This window comes from Streptomyces sp. NPDC050759, assembly GCF_044456945.1.
GTDB lineage: Bacteria > Actinomycetota > Actinomycetes > Streptomycetales > Streptomycetaceae > Streptomyces.
This window is the reverse complement of sequence record NZ_JBITGI010000001.1, coordinates 181,757-194,266: the sequence shown is the minus strand read 5'-3', so window position 1 is coordinate 194,266 and position 12,510 is coordinate 181,757. Positions and strand designations below refer to the sequence as shown.

The following is a 12,510-nucleotide window of genomic DNA, read 5'->3' as shown; positions in this document are numbered from 1 at the left end:
TGTCCCTCGACCCTGACCCGGCCCTGTCAAAAAGGTCGGCACACGGGTCGTATCCCGCATCCCCTTTCCAGGGGACGGCGATGGGACGCAGCGGGGGAGCGCGCGGTTCCCTCGAACGCGCCGACGCGAGCGCCGTGACTCAGTCGCCGTACTCCGACATCGCCTCCAGCAGCCGCGCGGACCCCTCCGGAACCGTCACACCGTGGATGAGTGAGGGAGAAACCGGAAGAGGCACGATCCGGTCGGGAACCGCCCAGTGCGGGGCCATCCGGGCGCAGTCACCGAGCAGCGACGCGAGGCCCCCGTCCAGGTCGGCCGGGGCGGAGACGTACAGCTCAAGGTTGGTCATGACGGCACCGTATGCACGCCGGAGCCCGCGAAGAAAGATCTACTATCGGGTAGTTTTACCTGCTTCACCGTGCCGTCGGCCGCCTCGCAGTACCCCATACGGACCCGATAGCGTTAACCGTCAACACACCCTCCCCCCAGGAGAGCCACGCCGTGCGCATCGCAGTCACCGGCTCCATCGCCACCGACCACCTCATGACCTTCCCCGGCCGCTTCGCCGACCAGTTCGTCGCGGACCAACTGCACACGGTCTCGCTCTCCTTCCTGGTCGACAACCTCGACGTACGCAGGGGAGGCGTCGGCGCGAACATCGCCTTCGGCATGGGCCAGCTCGGCACCCACCCGATCCTCGTCGGCGCCGCGGGCTTCGACTTCGACGAGTACCGCGCCTGGCTGGACCGGCACGGCGTCGACACCGCGTCCGTCCGCATCTCCGAGACGCTGCACACCGCCCGGTTCGTGTGCACCACCGACGCCGACCACAACCAGATCGGCTCCTTCTACACGGGCGCGATGAGCGAGGCCCGGCAGATCGAGCTCAAGACGGTGGCCGACCGGGTCGACGGCCTCGACCTCGTCCTCATCGGCGCCGACGACCCCGAGGCGATGCTCCGCCACACCGAGGAGTGCCGGTCGCGCGGCATCCCCTTCGCCGCGGACTTCTCCCAGCAGATCGCCCGGATGAACGGCGACGAGATCCGGATACTGCTGGACGGCGCCACGTACCTCTTCTCCAACGAGTACGAGAAGGGGCTCATCGAGTCCAAGACGGGCTGGTCCGACGCGGAGATCCTGGCGAAGGTGGGCCACCGGGTCACCACGCTCGGCGCGCAGGGCGTGCGGATCGACAAGGCGGGCGAGGAGCCGATCGTCGTCGGCTGCGCGGAGGAGGAGCGCAAGGCGGACCCCACGGGGGTCGGCGACGCGTTCCGCGCCGGGTTCCTGTCCGGGCTGGCCTGGGGGGTCTCGCTGGAGCGGGCGGCTCAGGTGGGCTGCATGCTGGCGACGCTCGTCATCGAGACCGTGGGGACCCAGGAGTACCGGCTGCGGCGGGGGAACTTCATGGAGCGGTTCACCAAGGCGTATGGGGACGAGGCCGCCGACGAGGTCCGCACCCACCTCAAGTGACCGGCTAGGAGATACGGCGGACCACGTAAGCGGAACCCCGGTCCGCCGGCTCTTCTCCCACGTACTCCTGCTCCCGCATCTCGCACCATGCCGGGATGTCGAGCCGGGCCGCCTCGTCGTCCGACAGGACCCGGACGGTCCCGCCCACCGGAACGTCTGCGATCACCTTGGCCAGTTCGATGACCGGGATCGGGCACCGCTTGCCGAGGGCGTCCACGACAAGTGAGTCCTCCCGCACCACGGCCGAAGGCGTCGGTGCGCCCAGCTTCTCCCGCACCGCCGCCACCGCCCCCGGCAATACCTCCAGGAACCGGTCGACCTCCTCGGAGACCGCCCCGAACGGCAACGACACCCGCACATTCCCCTCACTCAGTACCCCCATCGCCTTCAGCACATGGCTCGGCGTCAGCGTGCTGCTCGTGCAGGACGAACCGGAGGAAACGGAGAACCCCTCCCGGTCCAGCTCGTGCAGCAAGGTCTCTCCGTCGACATAGAGACAGGAGAAGGTGACGATCCCCGGCAGCCGCTTCTCGGGATCGCCCACCACGTCCACGTCCGGCACCAGCCGCGGCACCCGTGCCCGGATCCGCGCCGTCAGCTCCCTCAGTCGTACGGCCTCTTGCGCGGCCTCGGCCCGCACCGCCCGCAGCGAGGCCGCCGCCGCGACGATGGCCGGCAGGTTCTCGAACCCCGGCGCCCGCCCCGACTCCCGCTCGTCGGCGGGTCCCTGGGGGGAGAACCGGACACCTTTCCTTACGGCGAGCAGGCCGACCCCCGACGGACCGCCCCATTTGTGCGCGCTGGCGGTCAGCAGCGACCACTCGCCCTCGACCGGCCCCCACCCGAGCGACTGCGCCGCGTCCACCAGCAACGGCACGCCCGCCTGACGGCACACGGCGGCCACCTCGGCCACCGGCTGCACGGTCCCCACCTCATGGTTGGCCGACTGGAGACACGCCAGCGCGGTGTCGGGGCGAAGAGCATCGGCGTACGACTGCGGGCTCACCGCTCCCGTCCGGCTCACCGGAACCTCGGTCACCTCGAACAGCTCCGCCGAATGAAGTACCGAGGAGTGTTCGACGGCTGACACGATCAGGTGACGTCCGACGCGACGACGACCGGCAAGCGCCCCCGCGATCCCGTCCTGCACGGCCCGCGTCCCGGAGGACGTGAAGGTCAGCTCGTCAGGCCGGCACCCCACCGCCTCCGCAGCGGCCTCCCGAGCCGCATCCAACAACAGCCGAGCCCGCCGCCCTTCCCGATACAACCGAGAGGGATCAGCCCACCCTTCATCCAGAGAGGCCAACAGCGCCTGACGAGCAACGGGGTGAAGGGGCGCACTGGAAGCAGCGTCGAAATATGACACACGGCAACGCTAACCTCCCCTGGGGCGCGGGGAACTGCGCGATCAGCCACAAAGCACCCGCAGCCGCCAATCAAGCGAACCCACCGAGTGACTAGGCACCCCTCCCGCTGAACCCCCGGAGGGCGTCGGCTAGGGTTTGGTCCGCATAAACATCCAAACCCCTGCCCGACGCAGGGCGGCGACCGACCACCGAGTAAGGGCAGGCCGCAGCCAATCCGCGCGGGCGAGACTCTCGGGAAGGCGCTACGTGAGTCCCAACGGCTCCGACCGCTCGCCGCGGCGCCCGATGCGGCGGAAGCTGCTGCAGGCAATGACCGCGGGCCTGGTCCTGGCGACCGCCACCGGCTGCACATACAAGGACTTCCCCCGCCTTGGTATGCCCACCCCGACCACGGAAGAGGCTCCGCGGATCCTCTCCCTCTGGCAGGGCTCCTGGGCAGCCGCGCTGGCCACCGGCGTGCTGGTGTGGGGCCTGATCCTGTGGAGCACGATCTTCCACCGGCGCAGCCGCACCAAGGTCGAAGTTCCTCCGCAGACCCGGTACAACATGCCCATCGAGGCGCTGTACACGGTCGTTCCGCTCGTCATCGTCTCGGTCCTCTTCTACTTCACGGCCCGCGACGAGTCGAAGCTCCTCAGCCTCAAGAAGGAGCCCGACGTCACCATCAACGTCGTCGGCTACCAGTGGAGCTGGGCCTTCAACTACATCGAGCCCGTCGCGGGCTCCACGGGCGACGCGAAGACCGACAAGAACCTGGACGCGATTCCGACCCGGTTCAAGGATGACTTCCCGGCGAACGCCGGCGGTGTCTACGACTTCGGCACGCCCGCCACGAGGAACCCGCAGACCGGCAACCCCGGCCCGACCCTCTGGCTCCCCAAGGGCAAGACGGTCCGCTTCGTCCTCACCTCCCGTGACGTCATCCACTCCTTCTGGGTGGTGCCGTTCCTGATGAAGCAGGACGTCATCCCGGGCCACACCAACGCCTTCGAGGTGACCCCCAACAAGGAGGGCACCTTCCTCGGCAAGTGCGCCGAGCTCTGCGGCGTCGACCACTCGCGGATGCTGTTCAACGTGAAGGTCGTCTCTCCCGAGCGCTACGAGCAGCACCTCAAGGACCTCGCGAAGAAGGGGCAGACCGGTTACGTTCCCGCGGGCATCGAGCAGACCGCCCACGAGAAGGACCGGGAGACGACGAACCTGTGAGCATCCTCAACGAACCCCAGGGTGCCGCCGAAGCAGGGTCCCACTACGAGGACGAACTGCCGGTCCGGCGCCAGAACCGCGGCAGCGTGGTCATCAAGTGGCTCACCACCACTGACCACAAGACGATCGGCACGATGTACCTGGTCACGTCGTTCGCGTTCTTCCTCATCGGCGGCGTGATGGCGCTCTTCATGCGCGCCGAGCTGGCCCGGCCGGGTCTGCAGATCATGTCGAACGAGCAGTTCAACCAGGCGTTCACGATGCACGGCACGATCATGCTGCTGATGTTCGCGACGCCGCTGTTCGCCGGCTTCACCAACTGGATCATGCCGCTGCAGATCGGCGCGCCCGACGTGGCGTTCCCGCGGCTGAACATGTTCGCCTACTGGCTGTACCTGTTCGGCTCGACGATCGCGGTCGGCGGCTTCCTCACCCCCTCGGGTGCGGCCGACTTCGGCTGGTTCGCCTACTCCCCGCTCTCCGACGCCGTCCGCTCGCCGGGCATCGGCGCCGACCTGTGGATCATGGGCCTGGCCTTCTCCGGCTTCGGCACCATCCTCGGCGCGGTCAACTTCATCACCACGATCATCTGCATGCGCGCGCCCGGCATGACCATGTTCCGCATGCCGATCTTCGTGTGGAACGTGCTGCTGACCGCGGTGCTGGTCCTGCTCGCCTTCCCCGTTCTCGCCGCCGCGCTGTTCGCGCTGGAGGCGGATCGGAAATTCGGGGCACACGTCTTCGATGCCGCGAACGGCGGAGCGTTGCTCTGGCAACACCTCTTCTGGTTCTTCGGCCATCCAGAGGTGTACATCATCGCCCTGCCGTTCTTCGGCATCATCTCCGAGGTCATCCCGGTCTTCTCCCGCAAGCCGATGTTCGGCTACATGGGTCTGATCGCGGCGACCATCGCGATCGCGGGTCTGTCCGTGACGGTGTGGGCGCACCACATGTACGTCACCGGCGGTGTACTCCTGCCGTTCTTCTCCTTCATGACGTTCCTCATCGCCGTCCCGACGGGCGTGAAGTTCTTCAACTGGATCGGAACGATGTGGAAGGGGTCCCTGAGTTTCGAGACCCCGATGCTCTGGGCCACCGGCTTCCTGATCACCTTCACCTTCGGTGGTCTGACCGGTGTCATCCTGGCCTCGCCCCCGCTGGACTTCCACGTCTCGGACTCGTACTTCGTGGTGGCGCACTTCCACTACGTCGTCTTCGGCACCGTCGTCTTCGCGATGTTCTCCGGCTTCCACTTCTGGTGGCCGAAGTTCACCGGCAAGATGCTCGACGAGCGCCTCGGCAAGATCACGTTCTGGACGCTGTTCATCGGCTTCCACGGCACCTTCCTGGTCCAGCACTGGCTGGGCGCCGAGGGCATGCCGCGCCGGTACGCCGACTACCTGGCGGCCGACGGCTTCACCGCCCTGAACACGATCTCGACGATCAGCTCCTTCGTGCTCGGCCTGTCGATCCTGCCGTTCCTCTACAACGTGTGGAAGACGGCCAAGTACGGCAAGCCGGTCGGCGTCGACGACCCGTGGGGCTACGGCCGCTCGCTCGAGTGGGCGACCTCCTGCCCGCCGCCGCGGCACAACTTCCTCACCCTGCCGCGGATCCGCAGCGAATCCCCGGCGTTCGACCTGCACCACCCCGAGATCGCCGCTCTCGACCAGCTCGAGAACGCCGGTCACGGTGAGAAGGCTCTCGCCGGCAACGGCGGCAAGGAGGCCGGGAAGTGAAGATCCAGGGACGGATGTTCTTCTGGCTGAGCATCTTCATCCTCGCCATGGCGATCGTCTATGGCGTGTGGTCGAAGGAGCCGGCCGGTACCACCGCGCTCTTCCTGGCCTTCGGTCTGTCCATCATGATCGGCTTCTACCTGGGCTTCACGGCCAAGCGGGTGGACGCCGGCGCGCAGGACAACAAGGAGGCCGACGTCGCGGACGACGCCGGCGAGGTCGGGTTCTTCAGCCCGCACAGCTGGCAGCCGCTCGCCCTCGGCTTCGGCGGCGCCCTCGCCTTCCTGTCGGTCGCGATCGGCTGGTGGCTGCTGTACTTCTCGGTGCCGGTGATCCTGATCGGCCTGTACGGCTGGGTCTTCGAGTACTACCGCGGTGAGAACCGCACGCAGTAACACGAGCGGAGCTCAACAGGAGCCCGGACACTCCGTCAGGAGGGTCCGGGCTCCTGCTTCTGCCGCAATCCTTGTCCCTCGTACGAGTCACCCAGCGCGCCGTTCTTGACGTGGCTTCCTAGCGTGAAGTCATGAACCACGCACCGCGTACCCGCATCGTCGTGAGCTGCACGCTGCTGGTGATCGCCCTCGGCGCGAGCGCCGCCGCCTGCGGGTCCGACGGGAACCCGCTGGCGGCCACGCCGTTCGACGCGGCGGACCAGATCGCCTTCAACGCGCCCACCGGCGACGGCAAGAAGGCCGACCCGGACAAGCCGCTCGAGGTCAGGGCCGAGGACGACGGCCGCATCACCGACGTCACGGCCACGGACGCCACAGGCCGCTATGTCGCGGGCGAACTCTCCGCCGACGGCACCCGCTGGCGCAGCACCTCCCCGCTGGCCGCAAACGCCCACTACACCGTCCGGGTGAGCATCGAGGACGAGGACGGGGCACCGGGCCGCAAGGTCCTCGACTTCGACACCAGCAAGCCGCTGGGCAAGAAGCGCCTGAAGGTCACCTTCGGCCCCAAGTCGGGCGCGTACGGCGTCGGCCAGCCCGTCACCGCCAAGCTGGACAGACCCGTCAAGGACAAGGCTCAGCGGGCCGTCATCGAGCGCGCCCTCCGAGTCGACTCCACACCCGCCGTACCGGGCGCCTGGCACTGGGTGGACGACAAGGAACTCCACTACCGGCCCAAGGAGTACTGGCCCGCCCACGCCACGATCCAGGTCCGCAGCGACCTGGAGGGCATCAAGATCGGCGACCGGCTCTGGGGCGGCAAGTCGAAGCCCCTGAAGCTGACCACCGGGGACCGCATCATCGCCGTGACGGATGCCTCGTCACACTCGATGAAGGTCTACAAGAACGACGAGGTCATCAAAGAGCTCCCGGTCACCACCGGCAAGCCGGGCTTCGAGACCCGCAATGGCGTCAAGGTCGTACTGGGCAAGGAGTACTTCGTACGCATGCGCGGCACCAGCATCGGGATCGCCGAGGGCTCCTCGGAGTCGTACGACCTCCCGGTCTACTACGCCACCCGCGTCACCTGGAGCGGTGAGTACGTCCACGCCGCTCCCTGGTCGGAAGGCTCCCAGGGCTACGCCAACGTCAGCCACGGCTGCACCGGCATGAGCACGTCCAACGCCGAGTGGTTCTTCGACACCGTCCACGAGGGCGACGTGGTCCAGGTCGTCAACTCGGACGGCAACACGATGGAACCCTTCGGCAACGGCTTCGGCGACTGGAACCTCGACTGGAAGAAATGGCGCAACGGCAGCGCCCTGGTAGCCGGCACCCCGGACGCCCCGAGCGCTGAGCAGGTGGCGAGGCTGAGGCCGCAGAGCATCTAGAGCGACCTCGGGGAGTCCCACCAGGGGCGCGGGGAACTGCGCGACCAGCCACGGACGGTCTGCAGTCGCCCCAACACAGAAGCCCGCGAGCTCTTAGGCGCTCAAAGCCTTCCGATCGCGCAGCAAAGAAGCCAGCGCCGTCGCGAACTCCACCGGATCCACCGGATGCGTCACCGCGGCCTCCGCCCGGCTCCACGTCGCCAGCCACGCGTCCTGCGGCCGCCCGATCAGCAGCAGCACCGGCGGGCAGTCGAACACCTCGTCCTTGATCTGCCGGCAGAGCCCCATGCCCCCCATCGGCACGGCCTCCCCGTCCAGCACACAGACGTCGATCCCGCCCTTGTCCAGCTCCTTCAGCACCGCCGCGGGCGTGGCGCACTCCAGGAACTCGACCAACGGGACGTCGGGAGCCGGTCGACGGCCCGCCGCGAGCCGTACCTGCTCGCGGGTGTTGGAATCGTCGCTGTAGACCAGCACCGTGGCGGTCGGCTGCATTGTTCCTCCGTGACGTCAGCGTCGTAAGGACAGGCCCGTTGGGCCGGATGCTACTCCCTTGCACCCCACGTCAACACCGGTCCGGAACAGGGAGACACTCCGAACGGCACCCCCCGGGGTGAGGGCGGGATAAGCGACCGACATAATGTCGGTCGTGGCGACAGCAACGACAGAGACAACCGGGCACGCGCACCCGTCGGTCAACCGGCCGAACCTCACCAGCGTCGGAACCATCATCTGGTTGAGTTCCGAGCTGATGTTCTTCGCGGCCCTCTTCGCGATGTACTTCACCCTGCGATCGGTGACGGGTCCTGATCACTGGAAAGAGATGGCGCACGCCCTGAACGTTCCGTTCTCGGCGACGAACACCACGATCCTGGTGCTCTCCTCTCTCACCTGCCAGCTGGGCGTTTTCGCCGCTGAACGAGGTGATGTGAAGAAGCTCCGGGGCTGGTTCATCATCACCTTCATCATGGGCGCGATCTTCATCGGCGGTCAGATCTACGAGTACACCGAGTTGGTGAAGAAGGACGGGATCTCCCTCTCGTCCGATCCGTACGGGTCGGTCTTCTACCTGACCACCGGCTTCCACGGTCTGCACGTGACAGGCGGCCTCATCGCCTTCCTGTTCGTCCTCGGCCGTACGTACGCGGCGAAGCGGTTCACCCACGAACAGGCCACCGCGGCCATCGTCGTGTCCTACTACTGGCACTTCGTCGATGTCGTCTGGATCGGCCTCTTCGCCACGATCTACCTGATCAAGTAGCCGGGCCCGCTCCCGACATCGCAAGCATCGACGCAGAAGATCCTGACACCGGGGTAATCCGTGAAAAAGCTCTCCGCACGACGACGCCATCCGCTGGCGGCGCTCGTCGTCCTACTCCTCGCGCTGGCATGCACCGGGGGGCTGTACGCCGTGTTCGCACCCGCGAGCAAGGCGCAGGCAGATGAAACCGCCCAGTCCCTGGCCATCGACGAGGGCAAGAAGCTCTTCGCCGTAGGCTGCGCCAGTTGCCACGGCACCGGCGGTCAGGGGTCCTCCGACGGTCCGAGCCTGGTGGGCGTGGGCGCCGCGGCCGTCGACTTCCAGGTCGGCACCGGCCGTATGCCGGCCCAGCAGCCGGGCGCGCAGGTTCCGCGCAAGAAGGTCATCTACACGCAGGCCGAGATCGACCAGCTGGCCGCGTACGTCGCCTCGCTGGGCGCTGGTCCGAGCATCCCGACCACCGTGCAGTACGGCCCCGACGGTGCCGACATCGCCAAGGGTGGCGAACTGTTCCGTACCAACTGCGCGCAGTGCCACAATTTCACCGGCAAGGGTGGCGCGCTCACGCACGGCAAGTTCGCACCGGACCTCGAGGGTGTCTCCGCGAAGCACATCTACGAGGCCATGCAGACCGGCCCGCAGAACATGCCGTCCTTCCCCGACAGCACGCTGTCGGAGCAGAACAAGAAGGACATCATCGCGTACCTGAACGCGGTCAACGGTGACGACAGCGTGAGCCCCGGCGGCCTTGAGCTGGGCGGTCTCGGCCCGGTCTCCGAGGGCCTGTTCGCCTGGATCTTCGGCCTCGGCGCGCTGATCGCGGTCGCCGTCTGGGTCGCCGCTCGGACCGCAAAGGCCAAGAAGTCATGAGTAGCCAAGACATTCCAGAGAACCTGCCCGCAGAGCAGGACGCGCACGGCGCGGTAGGCGTCGCGGACGAGAAGAACCCCTTCGCGGACCCCGGCCTCCCGCCCCACGAGCACCGGGTGCAGGACATCGACGAGCGGGCCGCCAGGCGGTCCGAGCGCACGGTGGCCATGCTGTTCACGGTGTCGATGCTGGCCACCGTCGGGTTCATCGCCTCGTACGTGGGCATCCCCCACGACAAGACGGTCTTCGTCTTCCCGATCGGTCACATCAACGCGCTGAACTTCGCGCTGGGCCTGACGCTCGGTCTCGCCCTCTTCTCGATCGGCGCGGGTGCGGTCCACTGGGCCCGCACCCTGATGTCCGACGAGGAGATCGCCGACGAGCGCCACCCGATCGAGGCGTCCCCCGAGGTCCGTTCGAAGGTCCACGCGGACTTCAAGCAGGGCGCCAAGGAATCGGCGCTCGGCCGTCGCAAGCTGATCCGCAACACGATGTTCGGCGCGCTGGCCCTGTTCCCGCTCTCCGGCGTCATGCTGCTGCGCGACCTCGGCCCGCTGCCCGGCACCAAGCTCCGCCACACCATGTGGCGCAAGGGCCTCCAGCTCGTCAACATGAACACCAACCAGCCGCTGCGTCCCTCCGACGTCGCGGTCGGCTCGCTGACCTTCGCCAAGCCCGAGGGCCTGGAGGAGCACGACGAGGAGTTCCAGACCGAGATCGCCAAGGCCGCCCTGATGATCGTCCGCATCCAGCCGGACAACATCAAGGACAAGCGCGAGCTCGAGTGGTCGCACGAGGGGATCGTCGCGTACTCGAAGATCTGCACCCACGTCGGTTGCCCGATCTCCCTGTACGAGCAGCAGACGCACCACGTGCTCTGCCCCTGCCACCAGTCCACCTTCGACCTCTCCGACGGTGCCCGGGTGATCTTCGGCCCCGCCGGTCACGCCCTGCCGCAGCTGCGCATCGGCGTGAACGACCAGGGTTACCTCGAAGCGCTCGGCGACTTCGAGGAGCCCGTCGGTCCTGCATTCTGGGAGCGCGGATGAGCACTGAGACGACCACCACGGACTCGCGCTCGCGCGAGAAGGCACCCGCCGGCGAGCGCGTCGCCGACTGGGCCGACGGCCGGCTGGGGATCTACTCCCTGGCCAAGTCCAACATGCGCAAGATCTTCCCCGACCACTGGTCGTTCATGTTGGGTGAGGTCTGCCTCTACAGCTTCATCATCATCATCCTCACGGGTGTGTACCTGACGCTGTTCTTCCACCCGTCGATGAACGAGGTGGAGTACCACGGCAGTTACGTCCCGCTGCAGGGACAGCTGATGTCCGAGGCGTTCAACTCGACCATGCACATCTCCTTCGATGTGCGCGGTGGTCTGCTGATCCGGCAGATCCACCACTGGGCGGCGCTGATCTTCCTCGCCGGCATGTTCGTGCACATGATGCGCGTGTTCTTCACGGGCGCGTTCCGCAAGCCGCGTGAGGTCAACTGGCTGTTCGGCTTCCTGCTGTTCGTCCTGGGCATGTTCACCGGCTTCACCGGCTACTCGCTCCCGGACGACCTGCTCTCCGGCACCGGTGTCCGCTTCATGGAGGGCGCGATCCTGTCCGTGCCGATCGTCGGCACGTACCTGTCGTTCTTCCTCTTCGGCGGCGAGTTCCCGGGCGGCGACTTCGTGGCCCGCTTCTACTCGATCCACGTGCTGCTGCTGCCGGGCATCATGCTCGGCCTGGTCGTCGGCCACCTGATCCTGGTCTTCTATCACAAGCACACGCAGTTCGCGGGTCCCGGAAAGACGAACAACAACGTCGTCGGCATGCCGCTGCTGCCGGTCTACATGGCCAAGGCCGGAGGCTTCTTCTTCCTGGTCTTCGGCGTCATCGCGGCCATCGCGGCGATCGCCTCCATCAACCCGATCTGGGCGATGGGCCCCTACCGTCCCGACCAGGTGTCCACGGGCGCCCAGCCGGACTGGTACATGGGCTTCTCCGAGGGCCTGATCCGTGTCATGCCGGGCTGGGAGATCAACTTCTGGGGTCACACGCTCGTCCTGGGCGTGTTCATCCCGCTGATGATCTTCCCGCTGGTCCTGGTCGCGATCGCGGTCTACCCGTTCATCGAGTCCTGGGTCACCGGGGACAAGCGCGAGCACCACATCCTGGACCGCCCGCGCAACGCCCCGACCCGTACGGCCTTCGGTGTCGCGTGGATCACCTGGTACATGGTGCTGCTGATCGGTGGTGGCAACGACCTGATCGCCACCCACTTCCACCTTTCGATCAACTCCATCACCTGGTTCGTCCGGGTCGCGTTCTTCGTCGCCCCGGTCCTCGCGTTCATCGCCACCAAGCGGATCTGCCTCGGCCTCCAGCGCCGCGACAGGGAGAAGGTGCTGCACGGCCGCGAGTCCGGCATCATCAAGCGCCTGCCGCACGGTGAGTTCATCGAGGTGCACGAGCCGCTCAGCCAGGAACAGCTGCACACGCTCACGGCGCACGAGCAGTACGAGCCGGCCGCGATCGGTGCCACGGTCGACGAGAACGGCGTCGAGCGCAAGGTGAAGGGCTCCGAGAAGCTGCGCGCCAAGCTGAGCGAGGCGTACTACGGCGAGGAGTCCCAGATCCCCAAGCCCACCGTCGAGGAGTACAAGGAGATCACGAGCGGCCACGGCCACCACTGATCGCTGCGCTCGCCACGCGCGGTAGAAGGGCCCGTCCGACACCCCGGACGGGCCCTTCGCCGTGCCACGAGGAGGGGCGGGTGCGGGTCGGTGGGGGCTGGTCGCGCAGTTCCCCGCGC

General features: G+C 67.2%; 12 protein-coding genes. 9 read left to right on the top strand and 3 right to left on the bottom strand.

Features of this window, described 5'->3' with window-relative positions; translation table 11 throughout:
* Nucleotides 1–139 precede the first annotated feature (139 nt).
* Nucleotides 140–349, bottom strand: coding sequence for a hypothetical protein (locus ACIBJB_RS00870; RefSeq protein WP_398925127.1), 210 nt, complete (start codon nucleotides 347–349; stop codon nucleotides 140–142).
* A 152-nt stretch (nucleotides 350–501) separates the two neighbouring features.
* Here ACIBJB_RS00870 and ACIBJB_RS00865 point away from each other — a divergent pair, with 152 nt between their 5' ends.
* Nucleotides 502–1,476 carry a carbohydrate kinase family protein gene (locus ACIBJB_RS00865; protein WP_398925125.1) on the top strand — a complete coding sequence of 325 codons (975 nt, stop codon included), beginning with the start codon at nucleotides 502–504 and terminating at the stop codon, nucleotides 1,474–1,476.
* A gap of 4 nt (nucleotides 1,477–1,480) precedes the next feature.
* Here ACIBJB_RS00865 and ACIBJB_RS00860 read toward each other — a convergent pair whose 3' ends face one another.
* Nucleotides 1,481–2,842 carry a cysteine desulfurase/sulfurtransferase TusA family protein gene (locus ACIBJB_RS00860; protein ID WP_398925123.1) on the bottom strand — a complete coding sequence of 454 codons (1,362 nt, stop codon included), beginning with the start codon at nucleotides 2,840–2,842 and terminating at the stop codon, nucleotides 1,481–1,483.
* 247 nt (nucleotides 2,843–3,089) lie between these two features.
* On the opposite strand from ACIBJB_RS00860, the gene coxB reads away from it, so the two are divergent.
* The 4 genes from coxB to ACIBJB_RS00840 all read left to right on the top strand — a co-directional run bounded on the left by coxB (nucleotide 3,090) and on the right by ACIBJB_RS00840 (nucleotide 7,574).
* Complete coding sequence (coxB, locus tag ACIBJB_RS00855) at nucleotides 3,090–4,049, top strand: cytochrome c oxidase subunit II (RefSeq protein ID WP_398925121.1); 960 nt, start codon at nucleotides 3,090–3,092, stop codon at nucleotides 4,047–4,049.
* Nucleotides 4,046–5,788 (top strand): cytochrome c oxidase subunit I, encoded by a 1,743-nt coding sequence (gene ctaD / locus ACIBJB_RS00850; protein WP_398925119.1) that lies wholly within the window; start codon nucleotides 4,046–4,048, stop codon nucleotides 5,786–5,788. Before coxB ends, ctaD begins: the two co-directional genes overlap by 4 nt.
* Nucleotides 5,785–6,183 carry a cytochrome c oxidase subunit 4 gene (locus ACIBJB_RS00845; RefSeq protein ID WP_355738163.1) on the top strand — a complete coding sequence of 133 codons (399 nt, stop codon included), beginning with the start codon at nucleotides 5,785–5,787 and terminating at the stop codon, nucleotides 6,181–6,183. Before ctaD ends, ACIBJB_RS00845 begins: the two co-directional genes overlap by 4 nt.
* Before the next feature lie 131 nt (nucleotides 6,184–6,314).
* Nucleotides 6,315–7,574, top strand: a complete 1,260-nt coding sequence (locus tag ACIBJB_RS00840; protein WP_398925117.1) for an Ig-like domain-containing protein — start codon at nucleotides 6,315–6,317, stop codon at nucleotides 7,572–7,574.
* 93 nt (nucleotides 7,575–7,667) lie between these two features.
* On the opposite strand, the gene ACIBJB_RS00835 is transcribed toward ACIBJB_RS00840, so the two are convergent.
* Nucleotides 7,668–8,069 (bottom strand): hypothetical protein, encoded by a 402-nt coding sequence (locus ACIBJB_RS00835; RefSeq protein WP_398925115.1) that lies wholly within the window; start codon nucleotides 8,067–8,069, stop codon nucleotides 7,668–7,670.
* 145 nt (nucleotides 8,070–8,214) lie between these two features.
* Here ACIBJB_RS00835 and ACIBJB_RS00830 point away from each other — a divergent pair, with 145 nt between their 5' ends.
* Genes ACIBJB_RS00830 through ACIBJB_RS00815 form a run of 4 tightly spaced genes read left to right on the top strand, consistent with a single transcriptional unit; the run spans nucleotide 8,215 to nucleotide 12,391 of the window.
* Nucleotides 8,215–8,835 (top strand): heme-copper oxidase subunit III, encoded by a 621-nt coding sequence (locus tag ACIBJB_RS00830; RefSeq protein ID WP_062037772.1) that lies wholly within the window; start codon nucleotides 8,215–8,217, stop codon nucleotides 8,833–8,835.
* A 60-nt stretch (nucleotides 8,836–8,895) separates the two neighbouring features.
* Complete coding sequence (locus tag ACIBJB_RS00825; protein ID WP_398925113.1) at nucleotides 8,896–9,705, top strand: c-type cytochrome; 810 nt, start codon at nucleotides 8,896–8,898, stop codon at nucleotides 9,703–9,705.
* On the top strand, nucleotides 9,702–10,754 hold the full coding sequence (locus tag ACIBJB_RS00820; protein WP_398925111.1) for a Rieske 2Fe-2S domain-containing protein: 1,053 nt from the start codon (nucleotides 9,702–9,704) through the stop codon (nucleotides 10,752–10,754). Before ACIBJB_RS00825 ends, ACIBJB_RS00820 begins: the two co-directional genes overlap by 4 nt.
* Nucleotides 10,751–12,391: a cytochrome bc complex cytochrome b subunit gene (locus ACIBJB_RS00815; RefSeq protein ID WP_398925109.1), complete on the top strand. Its 1,641-nt coding sequence runs from the start codon at nucleotides 10,751–10,753 to the stop codon at nucleotides 12,389–12,391. The genes ACIBJB_RS00820 and ACIBJB_RS00815 overlap by 4 nt, the downstream gene beginning before the upstream one ends.
* The last annotated feature ends 119 nt before the right edge of the window (nucleotides 12,392–12,510 follow it).

Excerpts from the sequence above, each read along its gene's own strand:
- ACIBJB_RS00870 (WP_398925127.1), bottom strand. The coding sequence starts at position 349 with ATGACCAACCTTGAGCTGTACGTCTCCGCCCCGGCCGACCTGGACGGG.
- ACIBJB_RS00840 (WP_398925117.1), top strand. The coding sequence starts at position 6,315 with ATGAACCACGCACCGCGTACCCGCATCGTCGTGAGCTGCACGCTGCTG.
- ACIBJB_RS00835 (WP_398925115.1), bottom strand. The coding sequence starts at position 8,069 with ATGCAGCCGACCGCCACGGTGCTGGTCTACAGCGACGATTCCAACACC.
- ACIBJB_RS00830 (WP_062037772.1), top strand. The coding sequence starts at position 8,215 with ATGTCGGTCGTGGCGACAGCAACGACAGAGACAACCGGGCACGCGCAC.
- ACIBJB_RS00820 (WP_398925111.1), top strand. The coding sequence starts at position 9,702 with ATGAGTAGCCAAGACATTCCAGAGAACCTGCCCGCAGAGCAGGACGCG.
- ACIBJB_RS00815 (WP_398925109.1), top strand. The coding sequence starts at position 10,751 with ATGAGCACTGAGACGACCACCACGGACTCGCGCTCGCGCGAGAAGGCA.